The 22559-nt window shown below is 66.0% G+C and carries 22 protein-coding genes; 5 read left to right on the forward strand and 17 right to left on the reverse strand.

Annotated elements, in window-relative coordinates; genetic code table 11:
- Nucleotides 1-62 precede the first annotated feature (62 nt).
- The 3 genes from DU475_RS03770 to DU475_RS03780 all read right to left on the reverse strand — a co-directional run bounded on the left by DU475_RS03770 (nt 63) and on the right by DU475_RS03780 (nt 3167).
- Nucleotides 63-1388 (reverse strand): homoserine dehydrogenase, encoded by a 1326-nt coding sequence (locus tag DU475_RS03770; RefSeq protein ID WP_013502710.1) that lies wholly within the window; start codon nt 1386-1388, stop codon nt 63-65.
- A 77-nt stretch (nt 1389-1465) separates the two neighbouring features.
- Complete coding sequence (locus DU475_RS03775) at nt 1466-2686, reverse strand: LL-diaminopimelate aminotransferase (RefSeq protein WP_047308712.1); 1221 nt, start codon at nt 2684-2686, stop codon at nt 1466-1468.
- A 184-nt stretch (nt 2687-2870) separates the two neighbouring features.
- On the reverse strand, nt 2871-3167 hold the full coding sequence (locus DU475_RS03780) for a hypothetical protein (protein ID WP_234713347.1): 297 nt from the start codon (nt 3165-3167) through the stop codon (nt 2871-2873).
- A gap of 338 nt (nt 3168-3505) precedes the next feature.
- Here DU475_RS03780 and DU475_RS03785 point away from each other — a divergent pair, with 338 nt between their 5' ends.
- Complete coding sequence (locus tag DU475_RS03785; protein WP_164630771.1) at nt 3506-5311, forward strand: PHA/PHB synthase family protein; 1806 nt, start codon at nt 3506-3508, stop codon at nt 5309-5311.
- A gap of 42 nt (nt 5312-5353) precedes the next feature.
- Here the strand turns inward: DU475_RS03785 and DU475_RS03790 are convergent, their stop codons facing one another.
- From DU475_RS03790 to DU475_RS03805, 4 genes are all read right to left on the reverse strand, one after another.
- Nucleotides 5354-6631 carry an amidase gene (locus DU475_RS03790; protein WP_164630773.1) on the reverse strand — a complete coding sequence of 426 codons (1278 nt, stop codon included), beginning with the start codon at nt 6629-6631 and terminating at the stop codon, nt 5354-5356.
- 69 nt (nt 6632-6700) lie between these two features.
- The gene (locus tag DU475_RS03795) at nt 6701-7678 is read right to left on the reverse strand and encodes an ABC transporter substrate-binding protein (RefSeq protein WP_164630774.1); all 978 of its coding nucleotides are present in this window, start codon (nt 7676-7678) and stop codon (nt 6701-6703) included.
- Between the two features lie 56 nt (nt 7679-7734).
- Nucleotides 7735-8613, reverse strand: coding sequence for an ABC transporter permease (locus tag DU475_RS03800; protein ID WP_164630776.1), 879 nt, complete (start codon nt 8611-8613; stop codon nt 7735-7737).
- Nucleotides 8613-9401, reverse strand: coding sequence for an ABC transporter ATP-binding protein (locus DU475_RS03805; RefSeq protein WP_114359814.1), 789 nt, complete (start codon nt 9399-9401; stop codon nt 8613-8615). Before DU475_RS03805 ends, DU475_RS03800 begins: the two co-directional genes overlap by 1 nt.
- Before the next feature lie 300 nt (nt 9402-9701).
- Here DU475_RS03805 and DU475_RS03810 point away from each other — a divergent pair, with 300 nt between their 5' ends.
- Nucleotides 9702-10400 carry a GntR family transcriptional regulator gene (locus DU475_RS03810; protein ID WP_164630778.1) on the forward strand — a complete coding sequence of 233 codons (699 nt, stop codon included), beginning with the start codon at nt 9702-9704 and terminating at the stop codon, nt 10398-10400.
- A 37-nt stretch (nt 10401-10437) separates the two neighbouring features.
- On the opposite strand, the gene DU475_RS03815 is transcribed toward DU475_RS03810, so the two are convergent.
- The 5 genes from DU475_RS03815 to DU475_RS03835 form a co-directional block, all read right to left on the reverse strand.
- Nucleotides 10438-10800 carry a hypothetical protein gene (locus DU475_RS03815; RefSeq protein WP_114359818.1) on the reverse strand — a complete coding sequence of 121 codons (363 nt, stop codon included), beginning with the start codon at nt 10798-10800 and terminating at the stop codon, nt 10438-10440.
- Nucleotides 10801-11033: 233 nt separating this feature from the next.
- Nucleotides 11034-12830: a B12-binding domain-containing radical SAM protein gene (locus DU475_RS03820; protein WP_164630780.1), complete on the reverse strand. Its 1797-nt coding sequence runs from the start codon at nt 12828-12830 to the stop codon at nt 11034-11036.
- Between the two features lie 256 nt (nt 12831-13086).
- Nucleotides 13087-13686: a class I SAM-dependent methyltransferase gene (locus DU475_RS03825; RefSeq protein WP_164630782.1), complete on the reverse strand. Its 600-nt coding sequence runs from the start codon at nt 13684-13686 to the stop codon at nt 13087-13089.
- 65 nt (nt 13687-13751) lie between these two features.
- Complete coding sequence (gene argC / locus DU475_RS03830) at nt 13752-14747, reverse strand: N-acetyl-gamma-glutamyl-phosphate reductase (RefSeq protein ID WP_164630784.1); 996 nt, start codon at nt 14745-14747, stop codon at nt 13752-13754.
- 14 nt (nt 14748-14761) lie between these two features.
- A complete protein-coding gene (locus DU475_RS03835) occupies nt 14762-15427 on the reverse strand; it encodes an FMN-binding negative transcriptional regulator (RefSeq protein ID WP_164630787.1) in 666 nt (221 codons plus the stop codon).
- A 448-nt stretch (nt 15428-15875) separates the two neighbouring features.
- Here DU475_RS03835 and DU475_RS03840 point away from each other — a divergent pair, with 448 nt between their 5' ends.
- Both DU475_RS03840 and DU475_RS03845 read left to right on the forward strand, forming a co-directional pair.
- A complete protein-coding gene (locus DU475_RS03840) occupies nt 15876-16421 on the forward strand; it encodes a DUF2087 domain-containing protein (protein ID WP_164630788.1) in 546 nt (181 codons plus the stop codon).
- A gap of 32 nt (nt 16422-16453) precedes the next feature.
- Nucleotides 16454-17359, forward strand: a complete 906-nt coding sequence (locus tag DU475_RS03845; RefSeq protein WP_164630790.1) for an alpha/beta fold hydrolase — start codon at nt 16454-16456, stop codon at nt 17357-17359.
- 3 nt (nt 17360-17362) lie between these two features.
- On the opposite strand, the gene DU475_RS03850 is transcribed toward DU475_RS03845, so the two are convergent.
- Both DU475_RS03850 and DU475_RS03855 read right to left on the reverse strand, forming a co-directional pair.
- Complete coding sequence (locus DU475_RS03850) at nt 17363-18352, reverse strand: MBL fold metallo-hydrolase (protein WP_164630792.1); 990 nt, start codon at nt 18350-18352, stop codon at nt 17363-17365.
- An 89-nt stretch (nt 18353-18441) separates the two neighbouring features.
- Complete coding sequence (locus DU475_RS03855; protein ID WP_013502727.1) at nt 18442-18969, reverse strand: DedA family protein; 528 nt, start codon at nt 18967-18969, stop codon at nt 18442-18444.
- Between the two features lie 454 nt (nt 18970-19423).
- Between DU475_RS03855 and parE the strand changes: the two genes are divergently transcribed.
- Entirely contained in the window at nt 19424-21475 is a 2052-nt protein-coding gene (gene parE / locus DU475_RS03860; protein WP_164630794.1) for a DNA topoisomerase IV subunit B, read from the forward strand.
- Nucleotides 21476-21488: 13 nt separating this feature from the next.
- Here parE and DU475_RS03865 read toward each other — a convergent pair whose 3' ends face one another.
- The 3 genes from DU475_RS03865 to DU475_RS03875 all read right to left on the reverse strand — a co-directional run.
- Nucleotides 21489-21776 (reverse strand): HigA family addiction module antitoxin, encoded by a 288-nt coding sequence (locus DU475_RS03865; RefSeq protein WP_164630796.1) that lies wholly within the window; start codon nt 21774-21776, stop codon nt 21489-21491.
- Between the two features lie 14 nt (nt 21777-21790).
- Nucleotides 21791-22078 carry a type II toxin-antitoxin system RelE/ParE family toxin gene (locus DU475_RS03870; RefSeq protein WP_164630797.1) on the reverse strand — a complete coding sequence of 96 codons (288 nt, stop codon included), beginning with the start codon at nt 22076-22078 and terminating at the stop codon, nt 21791-21793.
- A 212-nt stretch (nt 22079-22290) separates the two neighbouring features.
- Nucleotides 22291-22559 (reverse strand): integrase core domain-containing protein (locus DU475_RS03875; protein ID WP_164630799.1); only part of this gene is annotated, 269 nt, incomplete at its 5' end.

Consider the following 22559-nt stretch of genomic DNA (forward strand, 5'->3'; position numbering starts at 1 on the left):
CGGCCCAGCTCCTCAAAACAGCGCCCCCGCGCTTGCGGCGGGGGCTGTACGAATGGTCGAACTCAGTTCTTCTCGATCCGGATCACCTGTGGCCGGCCGCTGATCACCTTGTCGCGCTGCACCGCCTGCAGGGCGCGGCGCACCGCGTCTTCGGCGGTGGCGTAAGTAATCAGGATCACCGGCACCGGAACCGACGATTTGGCGGCCTTGCCGTTGGCATCGACGCTGCGGTGCGGATGCCGCTGCACGATCGACTCGATCGAGATGTCCTGCTCGGCGAGCCGCGTGGCGATGGTCGCGGCGGTGCCGGCATGATCGCGCGCCAACAGCCGCAAGTAATAGCCGCCCTCGTGGCGCTGCATCGGCGCCTTCGCGGTTGGCTTCAGTCCAGAAACCGGCCGACCGAACGGCACCGCGCGGATGCCGCGGGCGACATCGGCGATATCCGCCACCACGGCGGACGCGGTCGCAGCGGCACCGGCGCCGGCGCCGACCAGGGTGATCGGCGGAATGCCGTCGCCGTCGATCGACACCGCGTTGGTGACGCCCATCACCTGCGCGATCGACGATGTCTTCGGCACCATGGTGGGATGCACGCGCTGCTCGATGCCCTTGGCGGTGCGCACCGCGACGCCGAGCAGCTTGACGCGGTAGCCGAGATCGTCGGCTGCGCGGAGATCTTCCGGCGTGATCGAGCGGATGCCTTCGACGTAGACCGAGCTCTCCGACACCTTGGTGCCGAACGCCAGGCTCGCCAGGATCGCCAGCTTCTGCGCGGTGTCGTGGCCGTCGATATCGAAGGTCGGATCGGCTTCGGCGTAACCGAGCCGCTGGGCATCGGCGAGACAGTCGTCGAACGACAGCCCCTCCTGCTCCATCCGGGTCAGGATGTAGTTACAGGTGCCGTTGAGAATGCCGTAGATGCGGTCGATATCGGTGCCGGCGAGGCCCTCGCGCAGCGTCTTGATCACCGGGATCGCGGCGCCGACGGCGGCCTCGTAGTTCAGCGCCGCATTGTGCTTCTCGGCGAGCGACGCGAGCTTGAGGCCGTGCTTGGCGATCAGCGCCTTGTTGGCGGTAACCACAGCCTTGCCGGCAGTCAGCGCCGCCTCGATCGCAGGACCGGCGGGATCGCCGGCGCCGCCGATCAGCTCGACGAAGCAGTCGACCTCGGGATCGGTGGCGATCGCCAGCGGGCTCTTGGCCCATTTGATGCCGGCAAGATCGAGCCCGCGCTTCTTCGCCTTGGAGCGCGCGGTGACCGCGACCACGCGCACGGGACGGCCGCAGCGAGCGGACAAGGTCCGCTCCTGCCGTTCGATGACGCGGACGACTTCGGCACCCACGGTGCCGAGACCCGCAATACCCACTCTGAGTGGCGCGACCATGACGCGCTGACCTGCTGCCGGAACCGGCTTTTCTTGGGGAAAGACCCGGAGGCCGGCGGGCGGCCTCCAATGAGGGCCTATCGCTGAACGGCGAGAGGCACCACGTTGTGCAACGTTTCGACGCCGCTTTCAAGGAAGCGTCGGACGCCGCGCGCGGCCTGGCGGATGCGCTGCTCGTTTTCCACCATCGCGATGCGGACGAAGCCCTCGCCGTGCTCGCCGAAGCCGACGCCGGGCGACACCACGACGCCGCACTTCTCCACCATCAAGGTGGCGAACTGCATGCTGCCGAGTTCGCGGAAGGCCGGCGGCAGCGGCGCCCAGGCGAACATCGAGGCCGACGGCGGCGGGATGTCCCAGCCGGCGCGGCCGAAGCTCTCGACCAGGATGTCGCGGCGCTTCTTGTAGGTCTCCCGCATCTCCTTGATGCAGTCGTCCGGGCCGTTCAGCGCCGCGGTGGCGGCGACCTGGACCGGGGTGAAGGCGCCGTAGTCGAGATACGACTTCACCCGCGCCAGCGCGGCGATGATGCGCTCGTTGCCGACCGCAAAGCCCATGCGCCAGCCTGCCATCGAGAACGTCTTCGACATCGAAGTGAACTCGACGGTGACGTCCATCGCGCCCGGCACCTGCAGCACCGACGGCGGCGGATTGTTGTCGTCGAAATACACCTCTGCATAGGCCAGATCCGACAGGATCATGATCTCGTGCTTCTTCGCGAACGCCACCAGGTCCTTGTAGAAGTCGAGGCTAGCCACATAGGCGGTGGGGTTAGACGGATAGCAGGCGATCAGCGCGATCGGCTTGGGGATCGAATGGATGATCGAGCGCTCGGCCGCGGCGAAGAAGTCGGGGCTCGGCTCGGCCGGCACCGAGCGGATCACGCCCCCCGCCATCAGGAAGCCGAAGGCGTGGATCGGATAGCTCGGGTTGGGGCACAGCACGACGTCGCCGGGAGCGGTGATCGCCTGGGCGACGTTGGCGAAGCCTTCCTTGGAGCCGAGGGTCGCCACCACCTGGGTGTCGGGATTCAGCTTCACGCCGAACCGGCGGTCGTAGTACGCCGCCTGCGCCTTGCGGAGCCCCGTGATCCCGCGGGAGGCGGAGTAGCGGTCGGTGCGCGGCTTGCCCAGGGTGTCCTTCAGCTTGTCCAGGACGTGCTGCGGCGCCGGCAGGTCCGGATTGCCCATCCCGAGATCGATGATGTCGGCTCCGGCGTTGCGCGCGGCGGCCTTGGCCCGGTTGACCTGCTCGAACACGTAAGGCGGCAAGCGGCGGATGCGGTAGAATTCTTCCATGGTCCTCGACTCCGGGTAACGGTGGGATCGTTACCGCGTTCTTGATCGGAGGGGAATCCGATAAACGCGCAGCAACGCCCTGATTCGATCGAATTTGCGGCTGTTGGCGACAAGGCTGACATGCAGCCTGCTCGCGATCTTCACCTGCCCCGGCGGCGGGTCGTCGATGGCGGCGTCGGTCCGGCTATCTCGACGCCGCCGTTCTGGCGGCCGCGGTACCCGCGGCCGGCGCCGGAGCGCCTGCGCTGGCATTCGCGTTCGCCTGGCGTTCGCGGGCCGCAATCAATTCCTGCTCGATCTTGTTGCGCTCGGCCGGCGCCAGCACCGCTTCCTCGCGATCAGCCGGCAGGTCGTTCACGGCCGGAAATGCGGCTTCCTTGGGTTTGGCGGGAGTATCGCTGCCGCCGAGCAGCGGCATATCGGACAGCGAAACCGAGCATCCGCCGAGCGCGCAACCGGCTACCAGCAACGCGGCAATCAAAGTGCCCCGCATGCCGGCCCTTGTTCGCCCCCCCGTGCCAGCTCCTCGCATTCCCCAACTCGCCTTCACGCGGCCCCGCCTTCTCGATCGTCGCGGCTCGCAACGATCGCCGCACTCGCGGATTTACACCCTAGCTCAATTGGGTCCGAACCAGCCAGCACCGACCGACGACAATAACCGACCCGATCGTCTCAGTGGGATGCCAATGTGGCTAAATCAAGCGCAATTTGTCGCACTGCAGCACATGGAAATCAGCGACGTTTACCGAACTATGCCATCATCCGGGGCGCGACGACAAATCTCAGCGGATTTTTTGCACCGGACTGTAGTGTTGCCTCATGACCGACATGCTCCCTGAATCCAAGGCGCCCCCGAAGTTCGATCCGGATGCATTCGCCCGCAATCTGGCGCAGGCGATGGAGTCTGGCAGCCAGGCCCTGGCGACGATGATGAAGTCGCAGAACGGCGCGGTGCCGCCGGAAGGTCACCCGCCACCGGGTCTGACCGAAATGGTCCGGAGCTTCTCCACGGTCGCCAATTATTGGCTGTCCGATCAGACCCGGTCCAACGAGCTACAGCAGAAGCTCGGCAAGTCGTATCTCGAATTGTGGGGCGCAGCTTCGAAGCGCCTCGCCGGCGAACAGGCCGAGCCGGCGATCGCCCCCTCGCCGCGCGACAAGCGGTTCGCAGCGGCGGAATGGAAGACCAACGCGTTCTACGACTTCCTGATGCAGGCCTATCTGCTGACCACGCAGTGGGCGGACGAACTGGTGAAGAACGCCGAGATTGATCCCCACACCAAGCGCAAGGCGGCGTTCTACGTCCAGCAGCTCACTACGGCGCTGGCGCCATCCAACTTCGTGATGACCAATCCGGAGCTGACCCGCCACACCCTGGAGTGCAGCGGCGACAATCTGGTACGCGGCATGAAGATGCTGGCCGACGACATCCAGTCCGGCCGCGGCCATCTCAAGATCCGGCAGTCCGATCCAGCCGGCCTCGAGGTCGGCGTCAACATGGCGGTGACTCCGGGTAAGGTGATCTTCCAGAACGAGATCATGCAGTTGATCCAGTACGCGCCCGCCACCGAGACGGTGCAGCGCACCCCGCTGCTGATCGTGCCGCCGTGGATCAACAAATACTACATTCTCGACCTGAAACCCGAGAAGTCGTTCATCAAATGGTGCGTCGACCAGGGCCTCACGGTGTTCGTGATCTCCTGGGTCAACCCGGACAAGAGCCTCGCCGACAAGGATTTCGCCGACTACATGAAGCTCGGCCCGCTGACCGCGATGGACGTGGTCGAGAAGGTCACCGGCGAGATGAAGGTGCACACGCTGGGTTACTGCGTCGGCGGCACCCTGCTCGCCTCGACGCTGGCCTGGCTCGCCGAACGCCGCCGGGTCCGCGTGACCTCAGCGACCTTCCTGACCACGCAGGTCGATTTTACCCACGCCGGCGACCTGATGGTGTTCGTCGACGAGGAGCAGATCTCGGCGGTCGAACGTGAAATGAAGATCACCGGGGTGCTCGAAGGCGCCAAGATGGCGATGGCCTTCAACATGCTGCGGCCGAACGACCTGATCTGGTCCTACGTCGTCAATAACTACCTGAAGGGCCAGCCGCCGCAGGCATTCGACCTGCTGCACTGGAATTCCGACGCCACAAGGATGCCGGCGGCGAACCACTCCTACTACCTGCGCAACTGCTATCTCGACAACAAGCTGTCGGCCGGCACCATGGTGCTGGACAACACCACGCTCGATCTCACCAAGGTCAAGGTGCCGATCTACAACCTCGCCACCCGCGAAGACCACATCGCGCCGGCGGAATCGGTGCTGTACGGCTCGCAATTCTTCGGTGGTCCGGTGAAATTCGTGCTGTCCGGCTCCGGCCATATCGCCGGCGTGATCAATCCGCCGGCGGCGAACAAGTACCAATTCTGGACCAACCCCGACATCTTCGCCGGCTCGGTCGCCAACTGGCTCAGCGGCGCCGAAGAGCACAAGGGCTCGTGGTGGCCGGACTGGCGCAGCTGGATCGGCGCGTTCGACGACGAGCAGGTCCCCGCCCGCGCCATCGGCAACGAAGCCTACCCGCCGCTCGAAGACGCGCCGGGCAGCTACGTCAAAGTGCGATCCTGAACCGACGCGCGGCGGCAAAGCAGCAGCCGCGCGTCGATCGTGTCAGTTCGCCAGTTGCGCTTCGACCACCCGCGCGGTGCGCAGCAGCTTGGCATCTTCGCCAAATCCGCCGATCACCTGCAGGCCGAGCGGCAGGCCGCGTGCCGAGCGGGCGATCGGCATCGTCAGCGCCGGCACGCCCAGCATCGTCCACAGCGCACAGAAACTGGCGTCACCGGTATAGGTCAGGCCTTCCGGAGCCTCGCCGGGCGCCGGCACGGTCAGGATGCCGTCGAGACCGCTGAGATGCCGCGGAAGTTCCTCCCGCAGGGATGCCTGCAGTTGCAGGGCCCAGATGTAGCGCGGCGCGCTGATCGCATTCCCGGCCGCCACCAGCTCCTTGAGCTGCGGGCTGGTCAGCTCGGGATACTGCGTCACCAGCGCATCGAAGATCGTGGCCGCCTCCGCCGCCAGGATGACCTCCGCGGCTTCGAAGCCCTGCCAATAGCGTTCGGGAAGCGCCAGCGGCTCGACGCTGGCGCCGGCGCGCCGAAGCTTTTCCAGCGCCGTCTCGAACGCCTGGTTCTGCTCGGCGCTGACCCGATCCCAGATCGGCGGGCGCACCACGCCGAGGCGGAGCGACGACATCGCCGGAAGGACGTCACCCTCGACCGCCTGCGCCGCCCCCGCAGCGTCGGCCCCGTCCGCCAGCAGCCCGAACGCGAACGCCGCGTCCGCGACCGACCGGGTCAGGAAGCCGACGTGATCGAGCGACTGCGCCAGCGGGTGGACGCCATCGCGCACGATCGCGCCGAAGCTCGGCTTGAATCCGACCACCCCGCAATAGGCGGCGGGGCGCACGATCGAACCGACAGTCTGGGTGCCGAGCGCCATCGGCACGATGCCGGCCGCCACCGCGGCCGCCGACCCGCTCGACGAGCCGCCGGGCGTGTGCTGCGGGTTGTGGGGATTGACCGTCGGCCCGGGGCTGCGCCAGGCGAACTCGGTGCTCACCGTCTTGCCGAACACGATGCCGCCGAGCTGCTTGATGCGGGTGACGATCGGGGCGTCCTGATCCGGAACGTGATCGGCGTAGACCCGCGATCCGTTGGTGGTCGGGATGCCGGCGGTGGCGATGATGTCCTTGACGCCGATCGGGACGCCGGCCAGCGGCCCCTCGCCGCCCGCGAGCTGATCGGCCGGCAGACGATGACAGAACGCCTTCAGCCACGGCTCGACCTCGTCGGCGCGCTGGATGCAGGTGGCGAGATAGTCGGCAGGGCTGAGCGTTCCTTCACGAAACGCGCGATGGACCGCAAGCAGTCCCAACGGATACGACATGGTGGAGATGGTCCTCGGCACGGGAACAAGACGCCGGCGATCTCTCGGATCGCCGGCGTGTCGGCTTCGTTACTTCAGCGCGAGCGCCGGCTTGACGTAGTCCTGGATGACGAAATCCTCGTACTTCGGCGCCTGCTTCAGATTGCCGAGCGCGATCTGGGTCTGCATCGCGGTCTCGAACGCCTGCTGCGTGGTCTGCACGCTGCTCGGATAGACGTTCTCCGCCATCATCCGCCGCACCGCCGCTTCGACGATCTTGGGATCGAGCGTCGGGAATTCCTTCTGGGCGATTGCGACCGTCTCATCCGGATTGTTCTTCATGAAGCGCAGCGCCAGCTCCATCGCATTGACGACCGCCTGCGCGTCCTTGGGATCGACGTTCTTGCGCGCGGTGATCGACGAGAACGCGTACGGGCCGTAGGCTTTCGGGAATCCGATCACCACCTTCATGCCCTTGGCCACCACTTGGTCGAGGCCCGGCTCGTACAGCACCGCCAGCTTGGCCTGACCGCCGAGGAACGGGCCCGGTTCGGAGCCGATCTGCACCTGCAGCAGGTCGACGTCGGAGTCCGGCTTCATGCCGTTGTCCTTCAAGAGCTTCATGAACAGCGAGGTGCTGGTGGTCGGCATCAGGCCGGCGACGACCTTCTGGCCTTTCAGATCCTGCAGCGTGTCGTACTTGAAGTCGGGCGTGGCAGCGACCCACACGGCGGCGCCGTTCACGACGTTGCAGATGATGGCGACATCGGCGCCCTTCGAATTGGCGATCGCGGTCCACTCCGGGCCGTGGATCGAGAACGCCGCACTGCCCGACAGCACGGCGGACAGCGCCGTCGTCGGCGAGCCGGCGGTCTCCTTGTCGACGTCGAGGCCCTGCTGCTTGAAGAAGCCCTTGTCCAGCGCGACGTAGAACGGCAGGTAGAGCATGGATTGAAAGGCCTGCGAGATCTTGACCTGCTTGGCCATCGCCGCGGTTGGCACCGCTGTCGAGATCACGAGCGACGCCACGACAGTGGCTGCACCGACGAGTCTTCCGATCGAACGCATGAGGTTTCGGCTCCGAGGTTGAGTGAACAGGATGGTGGTAGTTGGTGCGGCCGCGTCTAGGCCTGAATCCGGACGTGTCCGGCGTCCTGCTTCCAAGGCAGCAGGTAGCGCTCCAGCGCATCGATCCCGTGGTAGAGCACGAAGCCCATGAACATCAGGACGAACAAGCCGACCCAGACCGAGTTGAGGTCGTAGAGGCTCGATGCGTTGTAAACGAGATGGCCGAGGCCACGTTTGGACGAGATGAACTCTCCGACCACCGCGCCGACCAGCGCGAAGCCGATGTTGATCCGGAAGGTGGCGATGATCGCCGGCAGCGACGACGGAACCACCACGCTGTAGAAGATCTGGTGCTTGGAGCCGCCCATCGACAGCATCAGCGACTGCAGGTCCTTGTCGCTGTCCTTGGCGGCCTGATAGGCCGCGATCAGCGCCACCAGCGCCGTCATCGACACCACCAGCACGACCTTCGACAACAGCCCGGTGCCGAACCACAGCAGGATCACCGGAGCCAGCGCGATCTTCGGGACGCTGTTCAGCGCCACGATGAACGGCTCGACCATTCGTGCCACGAAGATCGAATACCACATCGCGAGGCCGAGAACCGATCCGACGATCGTGCCGACGACGAAGCCGATCAGCGCTTCGTAAAGAGTGTAGCCGCTGTCGACGAACAGCGAGCCGTCGAGCAGTTGGGCTTCGAACCGCAACCAGATCCCGCTCGGCTTGCCGACCAGGAATTCGGAGATCCAGCCCATCCGGACGCCGAACTCCCACAGCAGGAAGAACGCCACCACCGCCAGCGTCTGCAGCGCGGTGCGGCCGACATGCGTATCGAGCGCGACGATCAGACGCTGCGTGGCGCTGACCTTTTCGAGAGCGGGTCGGACGGCGGAGCCGCCGGCGCGGGATGCGACTTCTGTGGCGCTGCTCATCAGTTGGACTTCACTTTTCGGGTTTGAATGTCGAGCTCGCCGCAGAGCATGTGGAAGTACTCCGAGAAGCGGTGATCGCTGCGCGCCTCGACCGGTCCGGCGCGCTCGATGTCGATGTGATGGACGTTCTTGACCTTGGTCGGCCGTCCGCTCAGCGCCACCACGCGCTTGGACAGTGCCACGGCCTCGTCGACGTCGTGGGTGATCAGGATGACGGTCTTGTGGAAGGTCTCGACCGCCTCCATCAGCACGCCTTCGAGATACAGCCGCGTCTGATAGTCGAGCGCGGAGAACGGCTCGTCGAGCAGCAGGATGTCGGGGTCCATGATCAGCGTGCGGATCAACGCCACGCGCTGGCGCATGCCGCCCGACAGCGTCTTCGGATAGGCCTTCTCGAAGCCGGACAGGCCGAAGGTCGACAGATACTCCCGCGCGGTGTCGAGCGCTTCGGCATCGGCGACGCCGCGCACGCGCAGGCCGAGCAGCACGTTTTCCAGCACCGTCCGCCAGGGAAACAGCAGATCCTTCTGCATCATGTAGCCGATGCGGCCGCGCAGGCTGCTGACCGGCTCACCGCGATAGATCAGGCTGCCGCTGTCGGCGTTGAGCAATCCGGCGATCACGTTGAAGATCGTCGTCTTGCCGCACCCGCTCGGCCCGATGATGCTGACGAAGTCGCGCTCGTAGATGTCGAAGGACAGACCGTCGAGAACCGGTACGGCGCCGCCCTTTCCGGGAAACACCTTGCGGACGTCTCGAACGCTGAGTTGGATCTGCGGCTCTGCCATGGATTTGCTCCTTTGCGAATGCTTTGCAAAGGCCATGCCAGCACGCAGACGAAAGTCGCAGAAGTATCAATTCCCCTTGCGCCACAACGGTTAGCGCGAAGTCGCCCGCCGTCGCCTCGATCGCCGCCGCTGCGCGCCGGGGTCCGCCGCCGGCTGTAATGCATTGTGCATAATGCACAGCGATGCGGCAGCGATCCCGGACCGATCTGTGATATTGCGGGATTGAACGGCGGCTGCGCGACAACCTGGATGAGCAGCCGGGCGGTCGCGACGCGCCGAAGGCAATCAGGGGAGTGAACGATGCGGAGACGTGGACAGCCCACGACGGTCCGCCAGCATGTCCTGCTCGATCTGCGGACCAAGATTCTGCAGGGGCGCTACCCGGCCGGGACGCGGCTGCGCCAGGAGGAGATCGCGCGCCAGCTCGAGGTCAGCACCACGCCGGTGCGCGAAGCGTTTCGGGACTTGCTGTCCGAAGGGCTGATCTCGCTCGACGCAAGGCGCGGCGCCGTGGTGCGCGGGCTGACGCTGGACGACGTCCAGGAAATCTACCAGATGCGGATCCGGCTGGAGCCGCTGTTGGCCGCCCGCACCTTCGATCGCATCACCGAAGACGATCTGGCGCGCGCCGAGGTCTGCTACCGCAAGATGTGCGGCAAGGTGTCGGCGCAGAGCTGGGCCGGACTCAACGAGGAGTTTCATGCCGCCCTGACCGGCAACACCACCAGCGGCCGGCTCGGCGGCGTCGTCTACAATCTGGCCCACGCCGCCTCGCCTTACGTGGTGCTGTCGCTGTTCGCCGATCCCGACATCCGCGACATGAACAATCGCGACCACGCCGAACTGCTGGCGCTGTATCGAAGTCGCGATCGCGACGGCGTGGTGGCGACCACCGAACGCCATCTGGCGCAGACGCTGCGGCTGATCGAACAGGAGGCGCAATTGAAGTCCGCGCCTGTGCCGACCGACGACGACCAAATTCTCTCCGCCGCCCGCTGAGGCCGACGCCGGCGCCGCTGGCCAACGTGCGGGCGCGCTAAGTCCCCGACACCCAGGCCAGCAGCAGCGCGAAGCCGGCGAGCCCGACGGTGACGTGCGTGCCGAGCAGGACGTTGGCGCCGACCGGCGAGCGCCGCGCCAGCGCGGCGATGAAGCCGGAGAACGCCGACACCGCGAACAGACCGGCCGCGATCTTGCCGAAAGAGACGCTATCCGTCGTCGCGGCTCCATCGGGCGTGCCGTGCAACAGCATCACCAGGGTTTCGAGGCCGCCGAAGCCAAGCAGCAAATGCAGCGCCACCAGCCCCTGCTTGCGCTCGCCGCGCAGATACAACAGCCCGAGATACAGCCCCAACGCCGTCGCCGCGCTGAGGATCACCAGCACAGGAGCCACCGTCATTCCGCCTCCGAACACTTCGTTGCGAGGCTGGATTTAAGCATGGAGGTCCCAGGTTGAGAACAGTTTCTCTGCCCGTCATTCCGGGGCACGCGCGCAGCGCGTGAACCCGGAATCTCGACGTGCTGGTGGACGGCACCGCCGCGCACCTTGCGGCGTCTTCCTTGGCGATAACCGCGAGATTCCGGGTTCGCGCTGGCGCGCGCCCCGGAATGACGAGAACAAGCAGCAGCCGCCTACGCCACCGACTTGGCGTGGGTGAGCTGGTTGATCTTGCGGATGTGCTCCACCGCGTCCTGGGCGGCCTGGCTGTGGGTGAACAGCTCCAGCTCTTCGACCTCGCGGTCATCGACCGGGGTGATTGCCGTATCGGTGTAGCTGAGCCGGTTCGGGTCGTTGCGGATCTTGCGGCGCAGGCCGTCGATCCAGAACCAGTGCCGGACGTTCTGCACCAGCTTTCGCGCGCCCCCGGCGACCAGCTTCGGATAGAACACCAGCGCCGGCTCGACCGGCAGCGTCGGCCGGCGGTCGAGCCGGTATTTCAGCCGGATGATGCCGCCCTGCAGCGGATGCACCTTCTCGATCCGGACCATCGACGAGAACAGGAAGATCATCGACGCCAGCCGCGACACGCCGACGCCGGTCGCGGCGGCACGGCGCAGCATCCGCTCGATGTGTTCGGCCGAGTAGTACAGCTCCCACGCCTTGAGATACGCGCCCTGCCACTGCTCCCGGCTCATCTTCGGATGCGGCGTGACGACGTGCTCGATGTCGAAGCGGTTGAGGTCGCTGTCCATCGCCACGCCCTGCTTGAACAGGCGCTGGTGATCCTCGGAGCCCGGCAGCGGCGTCAGACAGAAGAACTCCAGGATGTCGAGCGGCAGCTCCTTCTGGATGATGGCGATGTCCTCGGCGATGCTCTCCGGCGTGTCGTGCGGAAAGCCGAGAATGTAGCCCGCATAGGTGATCACCCCGGCCTTCTTCCAAGCCAGCAGCATCTGGCGATATTCGGTGATCTTGTTCTGACGCTTCTTGGCCGAGGCGAGATTCTGCGGGTTGATACTCTCGAGCCCCAAGAAAGTGCGGACCACGCCGGCCGCCCGCGCCTTGTCGATGAAGCCGTCGATCTTGTGGCACAGCGTATCGACCTGGATCACCAGCTTGATGTCCTTCTGCCCGGTCGCGGCGAATTCGCGGCGCAGCGCGGCGAGCCGATCGAGGATCACCTCCCAGTCCTTGTTGCGGGCGAAATTGTCGTCGGTCATGAAGAACCAATTGACGCCCTGCGCCATGTTGGCGCGCACCAAACGCTCGATATCGTCGGCGCTGCGGCCGCGCGATTTGCGGCCCTGCACGTTGATGATGGTGCAGAACGAGCACTGATACGGACAGCCGCGTCCCGCATCGAACGAGGTCTGCAGGCTGAACGTGCCCTTGAGGAATTTGCGCGGCAGCACCGGGGTCGGCGCGCCTTCCAGGCACGGCAGGTCGTTCAGGTAGTTGTACAGCGGCTTCAGCGCGCCGCTGGCAGCGTCGCGCAGCAGCTCGTCGCAGCGGCCTTCGAGTTCGCCGGCGTACAAAGTGACACCGAGATCGAGCGCTTCCTGCAGATCCGGCTGAATGCCCGGCAGCATCGCGATGCAGCCGGAGACGTGGAAGCCGCCGATCGCCACCGGCACCCCGGCGGCCCGCAGCGGGCGGGCGATATCCATCGCACGCGGGAACTGATTGGACTGCACCCCGACGATGAACACCAGACCGAAGAAGTCATGAGCCCGGAACCGCTCGATGATCTGCGGAATACGCGTGCGGGTGTTGATCTCGTCGGCCGCCGTAATATCGATCTCGACGTCGCCGAGAACGCGCCGCTGCCGGGCGTCTTCCGCGAGACTATAGACCACTGCCAGCGAGTTGGAGGGGATGAACGACCTGAACCACTGGATGACGTAGCCGTCGTCGTCATAGTGCGATGGTTTGATCAGTGCGATCTGGAACCGCTTCGACGGCCGCGCCGCCGGTTGCACACTCGCCATTGCCGCCCTCACCTGCTCTCGCAGCCGAAAGCGATCCCGCCCTCGGCCTCCCCCATAAGAGCTTGGCTCAGGTCGCCGGGCGCTGGCAAGGACGCCCGGCACAACTCACTCAATTATCACTGCAAACTAATCGCATATGTTGCGGCCCGGGTACTAACCGTACGCTAACAGGCCAGCAACGACCTTGGTGAGACGCAGCAGCAACAGGTGTGTCTCAATTTGCACAGCGGGCTGGGAACTCAGTCGCGGTAAGTCGTCACTCCGGCTTCCGCACCGTCAGGTGCAAAAACCGGGCGAATTCCTGATCGAATCCCTTGCCTTCACTGGTCTCGACCGCGACCGATGCCCAGGTGCCGGCTTCCGCGTACTGCGCGCGCAGCCACTCCTCCGACGGATAATTGTAGTAGCGCGCGAGCTTGTCGCGCCCCTCGCCGTCGCCGGACTTGTAGCTGGCGTAGAACAGGCCGCCGGGCTTCAACGCCCGCCAGATCAGCTTCAGCACGTCGGCAAGCTCGTCGCGCGGCACGTGCAGCAGGCAGGCGTGAGCCCAAACGGCGCCGTAAACTTCGACAGCGTCAAGCTGATGGAACAGCATGGTACGGACCGGTCGTCCGAGCCGGCGCGACGCTTCGGCCGCCAGTTCCGGGGAGCCGTCGGTCGCGTCCACGTCGAAGCCGGACGCGAGCATCGCTTCGGCCTGGTAGCCGGCCCCGCAGCCGAGTTCCAGGATCCTGGCGCCCGCCGGCAGTTCGTCCAGGAACTGGGTCAGCGTCACGCTGCGTGGCTGGCGCTCGGCGTAAGCGGTGGCGTTGCCGCGGTAGAACCGCAGCGTGTCGTCGTCGAAAGCTTGGGTCATGGCGATTTCCGAGTGACGCGGCTCCCGGTGGCGAAACCGCGAGCCGCAATGCTGAGAGCGATCCGCTAGTCGACCCCGCCGGTGTCGGGCAAGCCCAGCATCAGTCGCATGTTCTGCACCGCGGCGCCGGAGGCGCCCTTGCCGAGATTGTCGAGCCGCGCCACCAGCACCGCCTGGCGGTGGGCATCGCTGCCGAACACAAAGAGTTCAAGCTGGTTGGTGTCGTTCAGCGCTTCCGGTTCGATCCGGCCGCCCGCGTAGGGCGCCGCGTCGAGCGGCGGCACCGACACATAGGCACTGCCGGCATAGCGCTGCGCCAGCGCGGCGTGCAGGTCAGCGGCCGCCGGCTTGCCCGGCAGCGTGTCGAGATGCAGCGGCACCGACACCAGCATGCCCTGGCGGAAATTGCCGACCGAGGGGATGAAGATCGGCCGCCGCGACAACGCCGAATACTTCTGGGTTTCCGGCAGATGCTTGTGCGCAAAGCCGAGGCCATACAGCTCGAACGCCGGCGCGGTGCCGGCTTCATAGGCCGCGATCATCGACTTGCCGCCGCCGGAATAGCCGCTGACGGCGTTGATCGTCACCGGATAGTCGGCCGGCAGCAGGCCGGCATCGACCAGCGGCCGCAGCAGCGCGATGCCACCGGTCGGATAGCAGCCCGGATTGGCGACCTTCTTGGCGGCGCGGATGTTGTCGGCCTGCTCCGGCGCCAGTTCGGCGAAGCCATAGACCCAGTCCGGCGCGACCCGAAACGCGGTCGAGGCGTCGAGCACCTTCGGGCCAGCCGCGCCGAGCTCGTCGATCAGCGCCACCGTCTCCTTGGCGGCATCGTCCGGCAGGCACAGGATGACGAGATCGACCTCGGCCATCAGCGCACGCTTGGCGGCGGCGTCCTTGCGCTTGTCCTCGGCGATATCCTTGACGGTGACCTGGCCGTGGCGGGCCAGCCGCTCGCGGATGCCGAGCCCGGTGGTGCCGGCAGCGCCGTCGATGAACACCACCGGCTTGCCGCTCGCAGCCCGCGTCTGGCCTGGATTGGTGCTGTCGGTCAGGGTCATTTATCGCTCCTTGATCAAGCGGGTTCGCCGGCGAGTACCGGCACGGTGTAATCCAGATGCGGCCGCAGCGCGACCATCTCGGCCGCGATCTCCTGCGAGCCGGGGTTGGGCCGCCGCGCCAGCGCGGAGGCGACCGCGACGTGATCGGCGTCGGACTTGTGCTGGTTGAGCTTGAAGCTGCCCGCCACCGCATCCACCCGCATCATCACCCCGACGATCGCCTGCTTCATCGCATTGCGCCGGCCGGCCGCCATCTTGGCCATGGTCCACGGCGGCTTCGGCGCCAGCGCGGTCTCGAACATGGCGCTGACGTCGTCGAGTTGCGCGTCCAGTTCGCTGACCGACATCACCGCCGCCGGACCGGTCAGCTGCACGCTCTTGTACAACCAGGTCGGCACCTGATCCGGCGAAGCGTACCAGTCAGCCGACACATAGGCATGACCGGCGGTCACCGCCATCAGCCACGGGGTCCGGGCATCGGCGCAGCGCGCCAGCGGATTGTTGCGCGCAATGTGGAACGACAACAGCGGCGTGCCGTCGCTGGCATATTGGATCGCGAACGGCAGCGGCGATGCGATCGGCCCGGCGGCGTCATGGGCGCAAGCGAGGCCGAAACCCTGCGCCGCCGCGAACGCAAGGCAGGCGGACCGGTCGGGCTTGAACTGGGGTGGCGCATACATCGAAAGGCTCCTGGTTTGAACGGGAGCCGCCGGATCGATGCGCGTAAGGGGGATGTGAGGCTCACCTGCCGCGGACCGTAACCGGCGGCAGGGACGACGCTGTCAGACGCGCGCGTCAGCCCATGCCGCGGGACTGCGGCGGCGGGCTTTGGCGGTGGTGAGCGCGTTGAGCATGGCGCGTTGATAGGAGCGGTTACGTACCAGGTCAACCCATGGCGCGCGCAGATCTCGGTCTCGCTCATGACGACGCTGCCGCACGCACGGCTTGCCAAGCGCACTATTGGGCTGTATTTCCCCGCGCACTGGTCGGCAGTTCACCAAGGCGTCGCTGTCCCCTCGGGGAAGCTAAACCTGCCTGTTTCCTCGATCGGCAGACACTTGTCCCGTGCCGCCGTCGTAAGTCAGCGACCAACGACATTCATCGTTCGGCACGATCGAGGATGAGGTCATGACCAGAACTGCTTTCCCGTTCGCCACCCAGGATGTGTCCGCGCTGGCGCGTGCGCTCAACCGCGAGCTTGACGCCCAGGGTCACAAGCTCGGCCATGTCGAGATGCTGAACCTGCTGGCGCGCTCAGCCGGCTATCGCAACTTCCAGCATTTTCGCGCCCAGTTCGACGCCGAGGACATGCTGCAACGCCAGCCCGAACCGGAGCCGGCTCCCGATCTGCAGAAGGTCGCGCAGGCGACCCGTTACTTCGACGCCGGCGGCGTGCTCACCCGATGGCCGAAGAAGGCCAGCCACCGCCTGCTCTGCCTGTGGGTGATGTGGTCGCGGGTGCCGGCGGGCCGCGAGTTGAGCGAGAAGCAGCTCAACGAGCTGCTGCTCGGCCATCACGGCTTCGGCGATCACGCGCTGCTGCGCCGCATGATGTGCGACACCGGCCTGATGACCCGCACCCGGGACGGCCGAGTGTATCGCCGGGTCGAGCAGAAGCCGCCGCCGGAAGCGGTGGCGCTGATCCGCCACCTCGCCCCGCGGCTCGCGGCCTGATCGCCGGCTAAGCCCGACAAACGAGGCCTATCATGACGACTCCCCAGACCTGGGGCGGCGGCGCGCTGCCGCTCGCCCTGCCCGCGGCCACGCTCGTTCAGACCGCGCGCGGGCGGATCGAACTCGCTCATTGCGGCAATGGTCCGGCCGTGCTCGCTTTGCACGGCGGCATGGGCGGCTATGACCAGAGCCTGCTGCTCGGCCGCGCGGTGCTCGGCGACGCGCCGGCGCATCGCGTGCTGGCTCTGTCGCGGCCCGGCTATCTCGGCACGCCGCAATCGAGCGGCACGTCCCCGAGCGCGCAGGCCGATCTCTACGCGGCACTGCTCGACACGCTGGCGATCGAGCGCGCCGCAGTGATCGCCGTCTCGGCCGGCGGCCCGTCGGCACTGCAGTTCGCCCTCCGCCATCCCGACCGCTGTGCAGCCGTAGTCCTTGTATCGTGCTGCACCGGCACTCTGGCTATCCCCCCGGAGGTCCGGTCGCGGCTGCCGATAATGCGCTGGATGGCACGGCTGCCGTGGCTGACCGCCTGGCTGGCGCGGCGAGCCGAACGCCATCCGGAAAGGTCTGCCGAGCGGGCTATTCCGGATCCGGTCGTGCGGGCGCGAACGCTGGCCGATCCGTCGGCCAGCGCGATGCTCGCGGGGCTGCAGACCAGCGTGTTCGTGCGGATGGCGGAGCGTCTGCCCGGAACGCTCAGCGACACCGCCACCTTCGCCACGATGCCGCCGATCGACGCCGCGCAACTTGTTCCGCCACTACTCGCGATCCATGGCACCGCCGATCGTGTCGTGCCGTTCGCGCACGGCGAGCGTGTCGCGCGTGAGTCACCGCGCGGCGAGCTGATGACGATCGAAGGCGGCGAACACGTCAGCCTGTTCACCCACCTCGACGAGGTCCGCGCGCGTGCAAGCGCCTTTCTCAGGCAAGCCTGATTGTCAGATTACTGGACTCCATGGCGCCGGCACCAGCCGGTAGCCGTCGCCGTCCTTGGCGACGTGGCCCATCGCCGGGAACGGGAAATGGAAGCCCTGCACCCGCATCTTCTCGGCGGCGAGCATGTCGTAGGTCTTGCGCCGGGTGGTCTCGGCCATCGCCGGATCCTGATCGAACATCAGGTGCCAGCCGGGGTGCGCGACGAACAGCGCCGGCAGATTGGTGACGTCGGACTGGATGAATACCTTGTCGGCGCCGGACGACAGCACGAACGAGGTGTGGCCGGGAGTGTGGCCACGGGTCTCGACCGCCAAAAGGCCCGGCGCGACGTCCTTGCCCCACTCGTAGGGCGTGACCTTCTTGTTGAGCCCGGTGTCGAACACTTTTCGCGCGGTCTGAAACACGCTCTGCATCCGCCCCGAAGGCGCGCGGCTCATCTCGCCGTCGTCCATGAAATATTTCCACTCCGCCGCCGGCACCAGCACCTCGGCGTTCGGAAACGCCGGCTTGCCGGAGGCGTCGAGCAGGCCGTTGATGTGGTCGGCGTGGAAATGCGAGATCACCACCAGATCGACCGCCTTCGGATCGAACCCTGCAGCCGTCACGTTGCTGGCGAACTGGCCGACATTGCCCTTGCTGGACGCGAACGCGCCGGGACCGTTGCCGGTGTCGACCACCACCAGCTTGCCGCCCGTGTTGATCACCAGCGGCGCGAACTGGATCGAAACCTTGTCCTTCGGCAGGAATGAGGCTTCCAGCGCTTCGCTGACCTCGTCTTTCATGACGTTGGTGACGAAGCCGTCGGACAGCGGGAAGGTGTTGATGCCGTCGGAGATCACGTTCACCTGGGCGTCGCCGACCCGGTAGCGATAAAAGCTCGGGGCCTGCTTGTCGGCGACCGGCGCCGCCGCATGGGCGGGCATGCTGCGCAGCAACGGTGTGGCTGCAAGCGCGGCGCTCGCAGTGAGGGCGTGACGTCGGGTCAGGTCCATGGCGTGTCCTCGCTGATGATTGGCCGCTCAGTCTAGGCGGCAAGCGATGGCAGGATCACGTCATGACGCGCATTTGATCGAGCCGTCGGCTAGGTCCGCAGCAACCAGCCGACCCCGATCGACAGCCCGTCCCCGAACAGCAGCAGCACCGCCGACCACACCAGCGCCGACAATACGTTGGCGATCTGGAACTGCCAGTACGGCATTTCGAAGATACCGGCCGCGAGCGGCACCGAGGCGCGCAGCGGCCCGAAGAAGCGGCCGATGAAGATGCTCGGCACCCCCCATTTCTGCACGAAATCCTCGCCCCGCGTCAGCAGCCCCGGGAACTTCGACAGCGGCCAGATCTGGGCGACGCTGTTCTTGTACCGATAGCCGAACCAATAGGACACCCAGTCGCCCAGCGCAGCCCCGGCGGCGCCGGCGATCCAGACCGGCCAGAAGCTGATACCGGAGGCACCGACCAGCGCCCCGATCGCCACCAGCGCCCCCCAGGCCGGAACCACGAGGGAAATGAAAGCGAGCGACTCCCCGAACGCCAGCGCCAGAACCACCGGCGCAGCCCACACCTGATGCTCGCGCACGAATTCGATGAGGCCGCGAAATGCTTCGTCCATTGTCCTACTGATCTGCAGGCGCCCCTGCCGTGGGGTCACGAGGCTGTCGCATCGCACGACCAACGCACGCCCGACAAGCTCAACCAGCCGTGACGGATTGCCCGGGGCGGTCGGCAGACCAGACCCAAATGGCCTGAATGCGGCGGTCTGCCCCGGAAGCCGCTCGATCCTGCGTTTCGGACGCCGCTCTGCACGTCATACCGCCGCGCCCTGTCCGCAGACGGTGTCATGGGTGGCGTCCGGCCCCTGGCTGGCCTTTCCAACGCCCGTCCGCCGGCCTATATGCGCCATCCGGCGATCCGCCGCACCGGCGGCACGATCGGAAGGCCGTCGCCGCCCTGCGTCGCCGGCCGTCACCACCAGCGGCCTTCCATGGCATAGTTGCTTCCAGCGATTCGCGCGGAGCGGTGAGCTGGCGCGCCCCCTAAAGATCTCAGGACCCCTTTCAAGACTCATGGCCAAGGCATTGAAGGCAAGCTCGAAATCGAAATCCGCCAGCGACCTGTTCGGGGCCGCGCCGAAGTCCGCCGCGCCTAAGGCGGCGGCGAAGCCGAGCGGCGCTGAGGACGGCTATACCGCCGCGGACATCGAGGTGCTGGAGGGGCTGGAGCCGGTCCGGCGCCGCCCCGGCATGTATATCGGCGGCACCGACGAGAAGGCGCTGCACCATCTGTTCGCCGAGGTGATCGACAACTCGATGGACGAAGCGCTGGCCGGCCACGCCACCTTCATCGAGGTCGAGCTCGCTGCCGACGGCTTCCTCACCGTGTCCGACAATGGGCGCGGAATTCCGGTTGATCCGCATCCGAAATTTCCGAAGAAGTCAGCGCTCGAAGTGATTATGTGCACGCTGCACGCCGGCGGCAAGTTCGACAGCAAGGTGTACGAGACCTCGGGTGGTCTGCACGGCGTCGGCGTCAGCGTCGTCAATGCGTTGTCGTCGCGTCTTGAAGTCGAAGTGGCGCGCAACCAGCAGCTTAGCCGCATGGTGTTCGAGCGCGGCCATCCCAAGGGCAAGCTCGAAAGCCTCGGCAAGGTCAACAACCGTCGCGGCACCCGCGTCCGCTTCAAGCCTGACACCGAGATCTTCGGCGCCAAAGCAGCGTTCAAGCCGCAGCGGCTGTTCAAGATGGCGCGGTCGAAGGCGTATCTGTTCGGCGGCGTGAAGATCCGCTGGAAGTGCGATCCCGAACTCCTCAAGGGCATCGAGGACGTTCCGGCCGAGGATGAATTTCATTTTCCCGGTGGCCTGAAGGACTTCCTCGGCGCGGCGATCCACAACGACACCCTGGTGCACCCCGACATCTTCGCCGGCAAAGCCGGTCGCAACGGCGCCCATGGCGCCTGCGAATGGGCGGTCGCCTGGACGGCCGATGCCGACGGCTTCCTGTCGTCGTACTGCAACACCGTGCCGACGCCCGACGGCGGCACTCACGAGTCCGGCCTGCGCAGCGCCCTGCTCCGCGGCCTGAAGGACCACGCCGAGCGCGCCGGCCAGGGCAAGCGCGCCTCGTCGATCACCTCGGAAGACGTCATGGTCGGCACCGCGATCATGCTCAGCGTGTTCGTGCGCGAGCCGGAATTCCAAGGCCAGACCAAGGACCGCCTCGCCACCGCCGAAGCCCAGAAGATCGTCGAGCAGGCGATCAAGGACCCGTTCGACCACTGGCTGTCGGGCAATCCGGTGCAGGCCAACAAGTTGCTCGACTTCGTCGTCGAGCGCGCCGAAGAACGGCTGCGCCGCCGCCAGGAAAAGGAAATCTCGCGCAAGACTGCGGTGAAAAAGCTGCGGCTGCCCGGCAAGCTCGCGGACTGCACCTCGACCGCGGCCGAAGGCTCCGAACTGTTCATCGTCGAGGGCGACTCGGCCGGCGGCAGCGCCAAGCAGGCGCGCGACCGCAAGACGCAAGCTGTGCTCCCCTTGCGCGGCAAGATTCTCAACGTCGCCTCCGCCGGCAAGGACAAGGTGGTGGCCAACGCCCAGCTCTCCGACCTGATCCAGGCGCTCGGCGCCGGCACCGGGGTGAACTACCGCGAGGAAGATCTGCGCTATTCGCGCATCATCATCATGACCGACGCCGACGTCGACGGCGCCCACATCGCCTCGCTGCTGATCACGTTTTTCTACCGGCAGATGCCGAAGCTGATCGACGAGGGCCACCTCTATCTCGCGGTGCCGCCGCTGTACCGCCTGACCCACGGCGCCAAGACGGTGTACGCCCGCGACGACGCCCACAAGGAAGAGCTGCTGAAGAAGGAGTTCAACGCCAACGCCAAGGTCGATGTCGGCCGCTTCAAAGGCCTCGGCGAGATGATGCCGGCGCAGCTCAAAGAGACAACGATGGATCCGGCCAAGCGCACTTTGCTGCGCGTCGTGCTGCTCGCCGACGACCGCGACGGCACCGCCAATTCGGTCGAACGGCTGATGGGCACCAAGGCCGAGGCGCGGTTCGCCTTCATCTCGGAGAAAGCCGAGTTCGCCAGCGAAGAGATGCTGGACGTATGAGGCCTCAGATCGGTCAGGCGGCGTCCGCCGGCCGCACCTGACGGTCGATCTCCGCGCCCTTGTCACGCTCGATGACGGCGATGTCGTACTGGCTCTGCAGATCGAGCCAGAACTGCGGAGCATTTCCGAAATAACGGCCCAGCCGCACCGCGGTATCCGCAGTCATCGACCGACGACCGTTGAGAATGTCGGTGATCCGTCCAGACGGAACACCGATATCCAGCGCTAGCCGGTTGGCGCTGAGTTTCCGCGCCGCCAGTTCTCGCTTCAGCAGCCGGCCGGGGTGGGAAACAGGAGGCATAGTCGTCCTCTTTTTCAGCCTTTGTGATAGTCGACGATCTCGACTTCGAACGCATCACCTTTGCGAAACTCGAAACAAATCCGCCATCGGTCGTTGACCGTCATCGCCCATTGGCTCCTGCGCACGCCCTTGAGTTTGTGTAATCCCACGCTCTGCAGAGGATTGAGATCTTGCAGCGACTTGGCGGCATTCAAAGCCAGCAACAGGTCGATCGCCGCCTCGACATCAAGGCCGCGGAATTGGTCGGACCGGCTGCCGTCCCACAACTTCCGGGTGGCAGCATTGCGCCATGACCGGATCATGGCAGTTTCATACTACGGCAAACGGTGAATCTCAAGCCGCTCGGCTTGAGCGATTGGCGAAGCTGCGGCAGGCTGCCCGACCTTTTGCCTTCGTAACCTTGACGTCACGGCGGCCGCCGTGCCGCGATGAACTGCGTGCTGATCAACGACCCGGCCGCCGAGATGCGCCGCTTCGACCCGATCGTGATCCGGATCAGCCGCTCGCTCAGCGGCTAGCTGTGGAGCCTCAACAGGTTGTCCTCGGAGAGTCCGAGTCTGCTGATTGGCGGCTGTGATTTTATGCCGCCGTGAGGGCGGTGCCAATTGTATCGATGCAGCCAGATCGGCAGTTCCTCGGCCCTGCGTGTCGAGGTCGGATAGGCCTGCGCGTAAGCCCATTCCCTGAGAGCACTTTGGATGAAGCGCTCGGCCTTGCCGTTGGTTTTAGGTGTGTATGGCCTGGTGCGGATATGCTTGAGCCCGAGAGCGTGGCAGGCGTTTC

This window comes from Rhodopseudomonas sp. WA056 (genome assembly GCF_010906995.1).
GTDB lineage: Bacteria > Pseudomonadota > Alphaproteobacteria > Rhizobiales > Xanthobacteraceae > Rhodopseudomonas > Rhodopseudomonas palustris_G.

Coding starts and splice junctions, on each gene's coding strand:
- DU475_RS03805 (WP_114359814.1), bottom strand. CDS start 9,401: ATGGCAGAGCCGCAGATCCAACTCAGCGTTCGAGACGTCCGCAAGGTG.
- DU475_RS03845 (WP_164630790.1), top strand. CDS start 16,454: ATGACGACTCCCCAGACCTGGGGCGGCGGCGCGCTGCCGCTCGCCCTG.
- DU475_RS03785 (WP_164630771.1), top strand. CDS start 3,506: ATGACCGACATGCTCCCTGAATCCAAGGCGCCCCCGAAGTTCGATCCG.
- DU475_RS03775 (WP_047308712.1), bottom strand. CDS start 2,686: ATGGAAGAATTCTACCGCATCCGCCGCTTGCCGCCTTACGTGTTCGAG.
- DU475_RS03870 (WP_164630797.1), bottom strand. CDS start 22,078: ATGATCCGGTCATGGCGCAATGCTGCCACCCGGAAGTTGTGGGACGGC.
- DU475_RS03800 (WP_164630776.1), bottom strand. CDS start 8,613: ATGAGCAGCGCCACAGAAGTCGCATCCCGCGCCGGCGGCTCCGCCGTC.
- DU475_RS03840 (WP_164630788.1), top strand. CDS start 15,876: ATGACCAGAACTGCTTTCCCGTTCGCCACCCAGGATGTGTCCGCGCTG.
- DU475_RS03850 (WP_164630792.1), bottom strand. CDS start 18,352: ATGGACCTGACCCGACGTCACGCCCTCACTGCGAGCGCCGCGCTTGCA.
- DU475_RS03825 (WP_164630782.1), bottom strand. CDS start 13,686: ATGACCCAAGCTTTCGACGACGACACGCTGCGGTTCTACCGCGGCAAC.
- DU475_RS03835 (WP_164630787.1), bottom strand. CDS start 15,427: ATGTATGCGCCACCCCAGTTCAAGCCCGACCGGTCCGCCTGCCTTGCG.
- DU475_RS03815 (WP_114359818.1), bottom strand. CDS start 10,800: ATGACGGTGGCTCCTGTGCTGGTGATCCTCAGCGCGGCGACGGCGTTG.
- DU475_RS03810 (WP_164630778.1), top strand. CDS start 9,702: ATGCGGAGACGTGGACAGCCCACGACGGTCCGCCAGCATGTCCTGCTC.
- DU475_RS03855 (WP_013502727.1), bottom strand. CDS start 18,969: ATGGACGAAGCATTTCGCGGCCTCATCGAATTCGTGCGCGAGCATCAG.
- DU475_RS03795 (WP_164630774.1), bottom strand. CDS start 7,678: ATGCGTTCGATCGGAAGACTCGTCGGTGCAGCCACTGTCGTGGCGTCG.
- parE (WP_164630794.1), top strand. CDS start 19,424: ATGGCCAAGGCATTGAAGGCAAGCTCGAAATCGAAATCCGCCAGCGAC.
- DU475_RS03820 (WP_164630780.1), bottom strand. CDS start 12,830: ATGGCGAGTGTGCAACCGGCGGCGCGGCCGTCGAAGCGGTTCCAGATC.
- argC (WP_164630784.1), bottom strand. CDS start 14,747: ATGACCCTGACCGACAGCACCAATCCAGGCCAGACGCGGGCTGCGAGC.
- DU475_RS03865 (WP_164630796.1), bottom strand. CDS start 21,776: ATGCCTCCTGTTTCCCACCCCGGCCGGCTGCTGAAGCGAGAACTGGCG.
- DU475_RS03770 (WP_013502710.1), bottom strand. CDS start 1,388: ATGGTCGCGCCACTCAGAGTGGGTATTGCGGGTCTCGGCACCGTGGGT.
- DU475_RS03790 (WP_164630773.1), bottom strand. CDS start 6,631: ATGTCGTATCCGTTGGGACTGCTTGCGGTCCATCGCGCGTTTCGTGAA.